The sequence below is a fragment of the Methyloprofundus sedimenti genome, assembly GCF_002072955.1.
Lineage (GTDB): Bacteria > Pseudomonadota > Gammaproteobacteria > Methylococcales > Methylomonadaceae > Methyloprofundus > Methyloprofundus sedimenti.
On the sequence record NZ_LPUF01000006.1, the window covers coordinates 1 to 13,260 of the forward strand.

General features: G+C 42.7%; 10 protein-coding genes. 6 read left to right on the forward strand and 4 right to left on the reverse strand.

The window, feature by feature from the left end; translation table 11 throughout:
- Positions 1-1,049 (forward strand): group II intron reverse transcriptase/maturase (gene ltrA, locus AU255_RS19215; RefSeq protein ID WP_143736032.1); only part of this gene is annotated, 1,049 nt, incomplete at its 5' end.
- A 131-nt stretch (positions 1,050-1,180) separates the two neighbouring features.
- Here ltrA and AU255_RS19220 read toward each other — a convergent pair.
- Complete coding sequence (locus tag AU255_RS19220; protein ID WP_080524506.1) at positions 1,181-1,975, reverse strand: substrate-binding domain-containing protein; 795 nt, start codon at positions 1,973-1,975, stop codon at positions 1,181-1,183.
- Between the two features lie 138 nt (positions 1,976-2,113).
- Here AU255_RS19220 and AU255_RS19225 point away from each other — a divergent pair, with 138 nt between their 5' ends.
- Entirely contained in the window at positions 2,114-3,097 is a 984-nt protein-coding gene (locus AU255_RS19225) for an ABC transporter ATP-binding protein (RefSeq protein WP_080524507.1), read from the forward strand.
- Positions 3,098-3,517: 420 nt separating this feature from the next.
- Here the strand turns inward: AU255_RS19225 and AU255_RS19230 are convergent, their stop codons facing one another.
- Together AU255_RS19230 and AU255_RS19235 are read right to left on the reverse strand one after the other, a co-directional pair.
- On the reverse strand, positions 3,518-4,597 hold the full coding sequence (locus tag AU255_RS19230; RefSeq protein ID WP_233144755.1) for an efflux RND transporter periplasmic adaptor subunit: 1,080 nt from the start codon (positions 4,595-4,597) through the stop codon (positions 3,518-3,520).
- Positions 4,594-7,782, reverse strand: coding sequence for an efflux RND transporter permease subunit (locus AU255_RS19235; RefSeq protein ID WP_080524508.1), 3,189 nt, complete (start codon positions 7,780-7,782; stop codon positions 4,594-4,596). Before AU255_RS19235 ends, AU255_RS19230 begins: the two co-directional genes overlap by 4 nt.
- A 748-nt stretch (positions 7,783-8,530) precedes the next feature.
- Here AU255_RS19235 and AU255_RS19240 point away from each other — a divergent pair.
- Complete coding sequence (locus AU255_RS19240) at positions 8,531-8,740, forward strand: DUF1289 domain-containing protein (protein ID WP_080524509.1); 210 nt, start codon at positions 8,531-8,533, stop codon at positions 8,738-8,740.
- Between the two features lie 133 nt (positions 8,741-8,873).
- Positions 8,874-9,506, forward strand: a complete 633-nt coding sequence (gene dhaL, locus AU255_RS19245; protein ID WP_080524510.1) for a dihydroxyacetone kinase subunit DhaL — start codon at positions 8,874-8,876, stop codon at positions 9,504-9,506.
- A gap of 368 nt (positions 9,507-9,874) precedes the next feature.
- Here dhaL and AU255_RS19250 read toward each other — a convergent pair whose 3' ends face one another.
- Positions 9,875-10,864, reverse strand: coding sequence for a dihydroxyacetone kinase subunit DhaK (locus AU255_RS19250; protein ID WP_080524511.1), 990 nt, complete (start codon positions 10,862-10,864; stop codon positions 9,875-9,877).
- 489 nt (positions 10,865-11,353) lie between these two features.
- Here AU255_RS19250 and AU255_RS19255 point away from each other — a divergent pair, with 489 nt between their 5' ends.
- Positions 11,354-11,887: a TRAP transporter small permease subunit gene (locus AU255_RS19255; RefSeq protein WP_080524512.1), complete on the forward strand. Its 534-nt coding sequence runs from the start codon at positions 11,354-11,356 to the stop codon at positions 11,885-11,887.
- Positions 11,880-13,256: a TRAP transporter large permease gene (locus AU255_RS19260; RefSeq protein ID WP_080524513.1), complete on the forward strand. Its 1,377-nt coding sequence runs from the start codon at positions 11,880-11,882 to the stop codon at positions 13,254-13,256. Before AU255_RS19255 ends, AU255_RS19260 begins: the two co-directional genes overlap by 8 nt.
- The last annotated feature ends 4 nt before the right edge of the window (positions 13,257-13,260 follow it).

Consider the following 13,260-nt stretch of genomic DNA (forward strand, 5'->3'; position numbering starts at 1 on the left):
GCATACCGACGGTACGGGATCGAGTGGTACAAACAATATTAAAGCTACTGCTGGAACCGGTCTTTGATCCGCATTTTTCACCGCACAGCTATGGATTTCGCCCAGGGCGAAGCCAGCACGAAGCGGTACAAGCGGCACAACAGATAGTGAACAGTGGCAAGCCCTACGTGGTGGATATAGATCTATCCAAGTTTTTTGATAGAATCCATCACGACAGGCTGATAGCCCGAATGGGCGAGAAAATATCCGACAAACGGATACTTCGCCTAGTCGGAAACATGTTGCGTAGCGGCGTCATGATCAATGGCATCGTCAACCCCAGCAAGGAAGGCGCAATGCAAGGGGGCTCACTCAGTCCCTTGCTGAGCAATATCGTTCTGGATGAACTGGATCAGGAATTGGAAAAACGTGGACTGGAATTTTGCAGGTACGCGGACGACTGTAATATCTTCGTAAAATCGCAAAAAGCGGCAGATCGAGTGATGGAAAAAGTCAGCCAATTCATCGAAAAGAAGCTGAAACTGAAAGTGAATCAGGAGAAAAGCCAGGTGGCTAAATCCGATGCGGTAAAGTTTTTAGGTTTTACCGTGGTTAAGGGGACAATTGCCATTGCGCATAAAGCCCTGCAAACAGCCATGAGTAAAATCGAAGCACTGACACCGCGAGGTACACATCAGACTCTGGATACATCACTGGACGAGATCAATCAATGGTATGTGGGCTGGTCAAATTACTACAGTTTGACTTACTACCCCTCACAATTGAATAAAATCGAAGCCCATATCAGGCGACGACTACGATCACGAATAGTCGATCAACAAAAGAGAAAACAGCATCTATATCGAAAACTGGTCAAACGGGGCGTACCACGAAAACAAGCATCAAAAGCCGTCTTTTCAAACAACAAACGGTGGCAACTCTCCAATGCGCGAGCAGTGACGAGGGCTTATCCGAACAGTTGGTTTATAAATCTGAAAGGGCAGGAAATACGATCCGACCGAAAGTTAGAGCATTGGTTTGAAGTTTCTCAATGGATACGTCTTGCGTGAGGAGCCGTGTACGGACCCGTACGCACGGTTCTGTGGGCAGACGGGAGCTGCGGCTCCCTCTGACCCGATCTGGATATGTGTTTAAAGGGGCTGTTAAGGTTTATATCTTGAATACAGCCCCTGTGTTAGAGTCAATTAGCATCAGGATAAAATAATTGCTCACCGTGTTTTTTATAGTCGCCAATCAGTTTCTGGCCTTCAGTACCGGTGATAAAATCTATGTATTTCTTTGCCAGATCATATTTTACGTGCTTATGTTTAGCCGGATTTACCGCGATAATATGATACGGATTAAACAGGGCCTTATCACCTTCATTAAGGATAACTAAATCTATTTTATCTTTAAATGCAAGATAGGTACCCCGATCAGTTAGCGTATAAGCCTGTTTTTCATCGGCAATTTTAATTACTGCGCCCATACCTTGTCCAACTTCAAGGTACCAGGGCTTAGCAGGTGTTATTTCAGCCTGTTGCCATAAAGACAGCTCTTTTTTATGTGTGCCGGAGTCATCGCCACGAGAAATAAAATCGACTTGTGCTTGAGAAATCTGTTGCAGTGCATTGGCAATAGGTTGATTGATATCAATATTAGCAGGGTTAGATCCAGGCCCAATGAGTACAAAATCATTATGCATCACGGCTTTTCTATCTATGCCGTAACCTTCTTGTACGAATTTTAGTTCAGCCGCAGGCGCATGAACAAATACTACATCGACATCGCCATTTTCTCCTAAATGAAGTGCTTTGCCTGTGCCAACGGCTATGATATCAAGATGCACGTTATAGCGTTTTTCAAATAAGGGGTTGATTACTTTCAGCAAGCCTGAGTTTTCAGTGCTGGTAGTCGTTGACATGCGTAAGCTGTCTTGCGCATAGACAGAATTAATAATGAGACAAAAACTAAGTAGAAGTATATTTTTTAGCATAATAGATGTATTAATTTAAAGAAGATTCAAACACTGGTTTATTTCAATTTATAATTGATTAATGCAGATTTTACTGGATAAATCATTTCATACTTAATATTTTATTTGTTTTTCCCTTTTTTCTACGCATGAACCTATATGACAAATATTTATCAATTAAATCAACTATGCTTTGCTTATGCCAATAAGCAAGCACTGTCGCTAGAGAATTTACAGATAGAAGAAGGAAAAATAACTGCATTAATTGGTGCAAATGGCTCAGGAAAAAGTACTTTACTCAATATACTTGCATTTTTAGCAAGTCCTTCTCAGGGCGAAATCCTTTTTAGGAACCAAAGTGTCAATAAACGAGATTTAATTCAGTATAGACGGCGCGTGGGTTTTCTTGCGCAAAAGCCTTTTATGCTTGCAGGAAGTGCTTACGACAATATTGATTTTGCCTTAAAAATTCACAATCAATTACAGCGTCCTGAGAAAATATTAAAGGTCTTAAAGCAACTGGATATTAGTCATTGTATTCACCAGCAAGCTAAATTATTATCCGGTGGTGAACTGCAAAAAGTTGCTTTAGCACGTATTCTGGTTTTAGCCCCCGAAGTTTTATTATTAGATGAGCCGTTTAGTTATCTGGATCAGAGTAGTGCGCAAGCCCTGGAATTATTTTTGCAAAGTTATACACGGAAAACTGGTAAGACATTGATTTTTAGCACACATGATCGCTTGCAAGGTTTTGCGTTGGCTGATCATGTGGTAGCTCTCGCTGATGGTATGGAAGTAATGACACCGCTGATTAATGTATTTCATGGTGAAATAAAGCAGCATCAGTTTCATAGCGGTTCATTGTGCATTCAATTACCTGAAGCCATTAGCAAAGGGCGTCATGCCTCAATTAACCCTCAAGATATTGTGTTATCCACAACAGCACTGGAATCGAGCATGCGTAATCACTTTCTGGGGAGGGTTATTATGATTGCTGAAGAAATGGGCGTTGTTCGAGTCAATGTAGATACGGGTGTCATCTTTAAGGTACTGATAACTTATCAGGCTTTAGACGAATTAAAAATAAAGCTGGGGGAACAGGTATGGGTTAATTTCAAGTCCAACTCTGTCGTAGTTTTTTAAGTCTAAAGTGTTCTAAAACTGTGTTACCGCCTTAATATCAATGCACAAGTAATAAAGCATGATCTACACCACAATCATTGTGTTTGAACATACTCTTAAAGAACGGTCTGTTGCATAAATATTTAACAGTTCAATTGGGTAAACCACTATGCGTAGTAAAACGGCTACCATCGAAATAACAGGGGAGTTGTAATATTTAGGGCAAGCCATATCAAAATCAGGATCCAAAGATGCTTCTTTATTAACTGGAAAATTAGATTTTTCTAAAAAATTGCTTACCTATTTAAAATGCAAAAGAGCCAAAATAAATTTAAGTCATTATTTCTCTTATTGAGTATGGTTCAGGAAAAATACTGCCTGTACTGAAATCGGTGAAACGCTAGGGATAAATAAAATTTTACAATATCTAATTTAAATTTCTCAATTGGCTGATAACGCCTGTTTAGGCAGTATTATTTGTTCTCCTGCCTTTAAGCCCGCAATGATCTTGATACGGCCGTCAGGGTAACCCTGGCCTATGCGAACAAATCGACGAACTGGCTGTCCGCCTTCCAGTACCCAAACCACATCCAGTTGCCCTACCTGATGCAGATAGCCCTCAGGAATTAATAAGACTTGTTCATCCCCTTGAGGAATACGGAGTCTGGCAAACATACCTGGAAATAAGCCGGTTTGTTGTTCGTCATGTGTTTTGATCAACAGGCTGCGTGTGCCGGGATCGGCTGCCGGAACAATCTCAGCAATTGTGACAGGCAGGGTTTTATCCAATGTGTCTATGCGCGCTTCCAATACTTGTCCCGGTTTCAAGGCGATGGCGACTGATTCACGCACATGCGCTTCGAAACGTAACGAAGCTGGATCGTATATGGATAACAGTGTTTTACCGGGTGAGGCGATATCGCCTGGTTCGGCATAACGATCGATCACTCGTGCAGCAAATGTTGCTTTTATCTGACTGTAATCCAGCACATATTGTGTTTCATTAAGTGCCTGACGAGCGGACAAAAGTTGCGATTTTAAGCTTTCATAGTCAGCTTTTGCGGCTTCAAGATCCACCAGTGTTGCACTTTCTTTGGCATAAAGATTTTGAGTTCTTGTGAAATGAGATTTAGCCTGCTGCAAGCGAGCATTGATCACATTCAGGTTTTGCGCAGCCTGAGCACGGCGTGCTTTAAGATTCTGATCATCAAGAGAAACCAGTAATTGTCCTGCTTTTATACTATCCCCGGATTTAACATAAATAGCCTTGATTTTTGCCTGAATTTGCGCAGCCACCTGGGTGGTTTGTCCTGATTGCACGGACGCGGTTACTTCTTCAAATAGCGGAATGCGCTCAGGAATCAGCGTCAATGTTGGGCCTGAATACTGGTTGACGACTGGATTGATACCGGATGCAATTTTTTCTTCGAATGCGCCCGCCATCCACAGGATCATCAATAATAAAACCAGGAGGGTAACAATCGATGCCATGAGAGTTTTAAATGAGTTGGACAAGATCATTGCTCCGTGTCTGTATAAATTAAATAGTAAACCGTCGGGATCACGAACAAAGTAAACAGTGTTGAACCTATAATGCCGAAAATAATAGCAATAGCCAAACCGCTAAACACTGGGTCGAGGGCTATGACTATATTGCCTAACAGGGTTGTGCCGGCAGTCAGCAAGACTGGTCTCATGCGGATTGTTCCTGCTTTTAGTAGGGCATCGCGTAAGGCCAGGCCTTCATTTCTGGCCTGGGTGATAAACTCCACCAGAATCAATGAATTTCTGACCACAATTCCCGCTAAGGCGATCATGCCGATCATGGCGGTAGCGGTAAATAACACAGGGTTAGGACTACCATTAATAAACCGTTCACCAAACTGATTGAGTAGCCAGAATCCCGGCATAATCCCAATCACAGTTAATGGAATCGCCGACATAATAATCAATGATAAAGTTGCGGAGCCGGTTTGTAAGCGAAGAACGAAAAAAATGCCTACCAGCGCAAAGGCAAAGGCCAATCCCATATCACGAAACACTTCCACGGTGATTTTCCATTCACCTTCTCCACCCCAGCTAATGTTTACACCGTCCGGGAGTTTCCAGGGAATGCCACCGCCAGAATTGAAGAAAGTGCGATGCTGCCAGTCTGGTGCTGTATTGGTTGAATTATTCAAATCGGCGCTGACATCGGCGATGACTTCAGCTGGCGTCCGACCTTCCAACTCGGCCATCACATATACCACCGGCTTTAGATCCTTGTGATAGATGGCTTGATCGGCTTCGGATTCGACAAACTCTCCCAATTCGACCAGTGATATCATGGTTGAGCCGAATAGCGATTGTGCCTTTAGTGGTAACTCGCCAAAAGCCTGCTGGCTACTGCGAGCGTATTCAGGCAGGCGTACTTGAATAGGGATAGGCTGCAATTCGCGCTCCAAATTAAAGTAACCTGCGACAAAGCCTTGATTAGCCAGGCTTAAGGTTTGCGCTAGTGTTTGTGTGGTAATGCCGGACAGCGCCGCTTTTTCCTTATCGGTTTGAAAACGCCAGCGTGTTTGTGCCGATTCCAAACTGGAATCGATATCCACCACAAAAGGTTCTTGCGCCAAGCGCTGCATAACTATCTCTGCCGCTTGTCTTTGTTGCGCGTAATTTGTAAGTGTGTCGCCGTAAAGTTCAGCAACTAAAGTACTTACCACAGGAGGGCCGGGCGGAACTTCGACTACTTTGACTGAAATACCGTTGTTATTTAATGGCTTTAGCAATGCCCGCAGTCGCATTAGAATCGGATGCGACTGATGCTCTCGCTGTGCTTTGGGTGCCAGTGTCAAGCGTATGTCAGCCATATTAGGTGCTACACGATAGTCATATTGCCGTACCAGACCATTGAAGTCGATGGGCGATGGTACACCGACATAAGCCGCTTGAGCGGCTATTTCGGGAAGTTGCGCAGCTAATTGTGTGGCTTGTCGGGTAACAGCAGCAGTTTGTTCCAGACTGCTATATTCCGGCATATCAATGATAATCTGCATTTCGTCTTTATTATCAAACGGTAGCAGTTTGAGCGGTACCATCCGTAATACAGGTAGTATGGCTGTTATTAAAAACAGCCCTAGCATTAATAGAATCAGACTCCATGCGGTTTTTCGGCTGGCGATACAGGGCGCTACCAGGCGTTCGTATAAACCAGGCTTGGCATTGGCTATAACCGTTTCTGCGGTAGGTTTGAGCGCCTTGCTGGCCAACCAGGGCGTGACGATAAATGCAACGACAGTCGATGACATAACCGCCACCGGTACATTAAAGGCCATGGGTGCCATATAAGGCCCCATCATACCGGTAATAAAGGCCAGCGGGATAAATGCCAGAATAATAGTCAGCGTCGACATCAGCAGTGCTGGACGAATTTCCGCCATAGCGGCAACAATTCGCTCTTGGAGACTACCGTTACCCTGGCGCATGAAGCGTTCGATATTGTCGATACCGGTAATCGGATCGTCTACTAATAAACCCAAAGCCAGAATCAGCGCAAATAATGTGACGCGGTTAATGGTGTAGCCGAAAGCCATGTCCAGCATCAGGGTCGCGCCATAGCAAATAGGAATCGCTAAACCGACGACTAAAGCCGGCCGCCATCCCAGAAAAATTGCTATGAATAGCACGACTGTTGAAATCGCAAAACCCAAACTGCTGACCAGATTATTAACTTTGTCGTCTGCTGTTTGCCCGTAATCGCGCAGGATCTCAATATGCACTTCGGGTGGCAATAATTGTTGAGATAGTTTTTGCAATTTCTGATGCACATTTTCCGCTACCGTAACCGCATTGGCACCACGCTTTTTTCCGATTGCCAGGGTCACCAGTGGATAATCAGCAGAAAATTCATCAGCCAAGGGATGCGCGGTAGCAAAGCTGAGCCAGTTGTAATGGTCTGTTTCAGCCGGGCCATCTTTGATTTTGGCGATATCAGTTAAATAAACTGGAATACCATTGACACGATTAACAACCAGTTTTCGCAATTGCTCGACGCTGGTAATAAAATCACCCGCTTCAAGTTGAATAGCCGTATTGTTTACAGTGACTATGCCGGCATTAATTAACTGGTTGGCGGCTTGAATTGCCAAAGCAACATCCAACGCGGTCGTTTGTCGTGCCATCATGCTTTGCGGGTTTAGTAAAACTTGCAGTGTTCGCTGCCGACCGCCAGTAACGTTGATCTGATTAGTATCAGTAATCTGCTGTAGCTCAACTGTGAGCTCATCGGCAAACCGTCGCAGTTCATAATCACCATACAGATCGGGGTTATCACTCCATAAACCAGCGACTAAAATAGGTACGTCATCAACTTCTACCGGTTTGACTAGCCAGTTAGTCACTACCGCAGGAATTTTATCCTGATTGGAATATAATTTACTGTAGACGTTCAAGAGTGAATCTTCGCGGTCTTCTCCGACGAAAAAACGTAAAGTAACAATCGTTCGTCCGTTAATGGTTCGAGAATAGACATTTTCGATACCGGCAATCTGGGTTAGCAGTTTTTCAAGAGGTTGGGTGACTTGTTTTTCAATCTGTCGGGCCGTTAAACCAGGTGCTGTAACCAAAACATTTGCCATTGGCACGACGATTTGCGGTTCTTCTTCCCGGGGAGTATAAATCAAAGCCAGCACACCCAGCGATATGGATAGAATAAACACAAACATTGGCAATCCGCCTTGCAGAGAATAGCTTACCAAGCGGTCTAACAGATGCGGTTTGGGGAAGTCGGATAAATGAGGCAATGTTATGATAAATTATTAATTTCTAATATTTCATTTTTACACAGCCTCTTAGTTTTTTCAATTTTATAATGAACGCAGGCGCTTATCCAAAGACGTTATTCTTTAATCATTTATCACCCTGAAGGTGCTCGGGAAACGAGACAGCTGTACGAATGAGCTTGTGTTCCCAAGTCCCCCGTGGACATGTAACCGGATTTTTTGTCAGAATTTGAGCGATAGGGAGTGAAGGTAAAATATAAGGTATTCCAAAACGACGTCAAATCTTATTGAAATGGCCAATAATGACCACATATTGTTATAGAATTCCCTCTAAAACATTTCTCTGCCGAGTTATGAGAGTCAGTACCAGGGTGTGAAGGCTCTAGTTTCGAGCAGTTTTACGGTTGATTGAATGCAATAAGACGCGTATCAGGCTCAAGACAGCAGCCATTTTCTTAACGGTATAGTGAAATAATTAATTTGCGGAGAGACAAGTCACCGAGGTCACCATAAATAATCAGGTCGCAAGGTGCAAAGCTTTCTTCATTAGTTGTTACTATTATATGTTCGTAGGGAGCTTTTTTTGCTATTCAGAGCCTTACATTATTAAGTCAGTATTGGATGTATCTGACAGTAAAATAGAGTATAGTATTCATGTTGTTAAAAGTGAATATCGAGCGGTGGGTGTGAAATGAAATTTAATCCATGTAAAGGTAGTGATTTTTGTACAGAATCTGGGTCGCATTGTGAAGGTTGCGGCAGGTCTCATGTGGAAATTGCGGAAACCAGAAATCTGATTCAAGGCCTGGTTGAGTTTGTGCGAAAACAAGATTATGAAAACCCCGAAGATTTTGCTCAGTTTGTCAGTGGGTCGCTGGTAAAAAAATGTCTGAAATTTTGAATCAATAGTATTCAAAATAGCTGAACAAAAAGTGTACTATTTACAAAACAAGTTGTTTTAGATAATATTTTATAACGCAAGTCTCCAGAAATATTACTGGGGATGGCTATTTTAATTGAGAGGAAAAAAGATAATGCAAGTAACTTCAGATATGTTGGCTGAACTAATTAAAGCCGCGAGTGATACTATGGCAGAGCACGATGCAGAGGTAACTGAGCTGGATAAAACCCTTGGTGATGGTGATCATGTAATTAATATCCGTCGTGGACTTGGTTTTCTAGTCGAGCAAAGTGAAGAAATAAGCCAGTTAGATTGGGCTGATGCATGGAAAAAAATGGGCATGACCTGCATGAGCAAAATCGGTGGTGCTTCAGGTTCTTTAATAGGTACTTTTTTTGTTGCCATGGGAAAAGATGCGGCAGGAAAAACAGTTGATCCTGTGGTTTTTGCTCAAGCCTTTAATGCTGCAGTAGAAGCAATGAAAGCCCGCGGAAAATCAGATGCTGGTGAAAAAACAATGTTAGATACATTAATTCCGGTAGCTAACTATCTAACTGAAAACTGTGGTAAAACCGAGCTTCCTGCTTTATTGGCAGGACTTAAAGAAACGGCTATTAAAGGCATGGAGTCAACAAAAGTCATGCATGCAACACGAGGTCGTTCTTCATTCCTGGGTGAGCGCAGTGTGGGTCATATTGATGCTGGTGCAAGAAGTACGCAGTTAATGATTTGTGCAATTGCAGAAACAATAGAAGCGAAATTATAGGCTGTTCCTTAGTTATAGAGTATGACAACTTTATCTGTTGCATTTAACAAGAATGATTTTTTATTGCTGGTGGATGTGTAACCGGTACAGTAACGTGCATTAAAAATCAGTTACAGGATTGTTGTGTAAGGTGGGCATTGCCCACCTTTTTACTTTGTAGGGATTGAAATATACAATACTGTCTTGTTAATGAACAAAGCTGAGGTTTGTTATTTCTGGTTAAATTAGGAATGTGTTTTTTTTGGCTTTGCCAGCACCACGGCTTTGTGTTGGCAAGAATGCTGATTAAAAACCGTGGTAGTGTTCAGGCTAAAATAGTCTATCGTCTGCTGATTTTTTTTCAGACGCTAGAAGGGGATGGGTAAAACCTAGCAACCCCAGCGTAAATTAGCTGTATGCACAGGCGCATCCCATAATCCGATTAATTCATCATCTAACAAAGTAACCGTAATAGAAACACCTGCCATATCTAAGGCAGTAGTGTACTCACCGACCAAAGAACGCTCAATAATAACGCCACGTTCTTCCCAGTATTGACATGCTAAATCAAAGATTAAGTACTGTTCCATTGGCGGAGTAGCACCCAGGCCATTAACATGTAGCAGGATTCTTTGTCCTTTTTGTGGCTTTAAATCATCGTCAATCGCTTTGGCAATAATTGCAACAATTTCAGTAGCTGTACCCAGTTTCATGGTTTTAATGCCGCGTTCACCGTGAATACCGACACCCATTTCCATTTCATCTTCTGCAAGTGTAAAGGTAGGTTCTCCTAACGCAGGAATAGTGCAACTTGTTAATGCAACACCCATGGATGCAGTACTATTAGCAACACGGTCACCGATTGCTTTACATGTAGCCAGATCTGCGCCATTTTCAGCTGCCGCACCAACCATTTTTTCAACAATTAATGTTCCAGCAACACCGCGGCGACCAGTACTGTGATCTTTAGGTAAAGATACGTCATCTGCAACAATCACTGATTCAGAAGGGAAGTCGGTCATTTCAGCGCCGATTTCGAAGTTCATGATATCGCCCGCATAGTTTTTTACTATATATATCACACCCGCTTCGGTGCCCACTGCTTCAGCTGCAGCCATCATTTGGTCAGGGGTTGGTGAGGTAAAGGTTTGTCCTGGACAAGCAGCATCCAGCATGCCTTTGCCAACAAAGCCTGCATGTAGTGGCTCATGTCCTGCGCCGCCGCCTGAAATAACAACTACTTTATTTTTAGGAGTAGGGGCTACGCGAGTGATGTAGCAAGGGTCAGGATTTAGCTTTAAAATGTCTTGATGTGCTTTCGCAACACCTTTTATACTTTCGTTAAACAGGTTTTCGATGGTGTTATAAAATTTTTTCATTAGTAGTTTCCTGAAATTATTGTTGTTTTCCTGAGATACATATTAGTGCTCGTGTGTGATTATACTTCATGTGCTTTCTGATAGAAAATGCGCTTGTTAAAATCATACCTGGAAAAGGTTGAATAGGGTTTGTACAAACCGTGTATTCTATATTCGTAATATTCCCTCAGAAACCCTTTTTGCAACAGAATTCTGGTTGAGCGGAGTTTACTTGCTTCAGATTAATTCTGATTATGATGCATTTAGAGTTGCGGGCTGAAGTCCGTTTTCATTGTTATGCAGTAAATACTTCGTGCGGTCACATATGCGGTTTTCTAGTAGCCGATTTTAGCCGATAGCCGCGTTGCTGAAACAGTTACGTAGCTTGCTATGCGCCTGTTTCAGCGCCTTGCTCTTGACTAAAATCAATTCGCTATAAAATTCCGCATCTGTGACCGCGCGAAGTATAATAACTGGCTAACATTTATTTATCAGTTTCCAGAAGTATTTATGTCCTTACTTTTTTCTTTTTTTCGGCGTAGTACGCATTCGATTGACTCTTTAAACGAGTATGTTGGTCGTTTTGTGTCCTGGTTGACCTTGGTCCTGGTTTTAGTGACATTTTGTATTGTGTTGCTGCGTTATCTATTTGATCTTAGCTGGGTACCGATGCAGGAGTCTATTATTTATCTGCATGGACTGGTATTTATGCTGGGAGCTGCGTATACACTAAAACATGATAGACATGTACGGGTTGATATTGTCTATCAGCGTTGTACGCCAAAAGTCAAAGCATGGATTGATTTATTGGGCACGCTGTTTTTATTGTTGCCTGTGGCTGGATTTATTCTCTGGAGCAGCTGGGGTTATGTAATGGATTCCTGGGATATATTAGAGAGTTCACGTAACTCAGGAGGCTTGCCTATTATCTATTTACTTAAATCCTGTTTGTTATTGATGTCTGGCTTGTTGATCTTACAGGGCTTGTCAATATTTATGAGCAAGATAGTCTACTTATTTGCACCGGGAATAAAGCATGGATAGTTATATGGCTCTATGGATGTTCCTTGCGGTCTTTGTGGTTTTATTGTCAGGTTATCCGGTTGCTTTCGTGCTCAGTGGGACGGCATTGATGTTTGCCTTATTAGGCCTGCAGCTGGATACTTTTGATGCAGATTTTTTAACGGCTTTGCCCAATCGTTTGTTTGGTATTATAAATAATGAAACGTTGATTGCCGTGCCCTTATTTGTCTTTATGGGGGTGATGCTGGAACGGGCAAAGATTGCTGAATCTTTACTGGAGGCAATGTCGGAATTATTTGGTTCCTTACATGGTGGACTGGGTTTGGCAGTAACAATTGTGGGCATGCTAATGGCGGCCAGTACAGGTATTGTCGGTGCTACTGTTGTGACTATGGGTCTATTGTCCTTACCGACCATGCTAAAGAGCGGTTATCACCCTACGATTTCCTGCGGTATTATCTGTGCCTCAGGCACATTGGGGCAAATTATTCCTCCTTCAATTGTTCTGGTATTACTAGGCGATGTTATGTCTTCAGCCTATCAGCAGGCACAATTAGAAATGGGAGTTTTCGCGCCTGAAACAATTTCTGTGGGGGATTTATTTGCCGGGGCCATATTACCAGGCTTGTTACTGGTAATATTGTATCTGATTTATATTACGCTAACAGCGTGGATATGCCCTGCCAGTATGCCAAAGCCGAAAATAACGGAGCGCCATCAATCAGGCTTTTATTTGCGTGTTTGTAGAAGCTTATTACCCCCCTTGATGTTGATATTAGCCGTATTAGGGTCAATCATTGGAGGCCTGGCAACTCCAACCGAAGCCGCTTCGGTAGGGGCTATGGGCGCTCTATTCTTGGCATTTATCAACAAGCAGTTAAGTAAAGACATTTTGCAAGAAGTAATGCACAACACAACTCAAATCACCAGCATGGTATTTATGATCCTGATTGGTGCTGCGCTCTTTTCTTTAGTGTTTAGAGGCTTTGAAGGTGATGAGCTGATTGTCGAACTACTGTCTGATTTACCGGGCGGGAAATTTGGTGCTCTGTTTATGGTCATGCTGGTGATGTTTTTACTCGGCTTTGTGTTGGACTTTATTGAGATCACTTTTGTTATTGTACCTATTGTTGGCCCGGTTTTATTAGCGATGGGTATTGACCCTGTATGGCTAGGCATTATGATTGCATTAAATTTACAAACCTCGTTTCTAACGCCGCCTTTTGGTTTTGCACTTTTTTACTTACGCGGTGTTGCCCCTGCCGCAGTGACAACCGGACAAATTTATAAAGGTGTTATACCTTTTATTATCATACAATTATTGTTGCTCGGAATATTGGCCTACTTTCCTGAGCTGGCAACCTGGTTACCTTCAATTATTTATGCTTGATGTC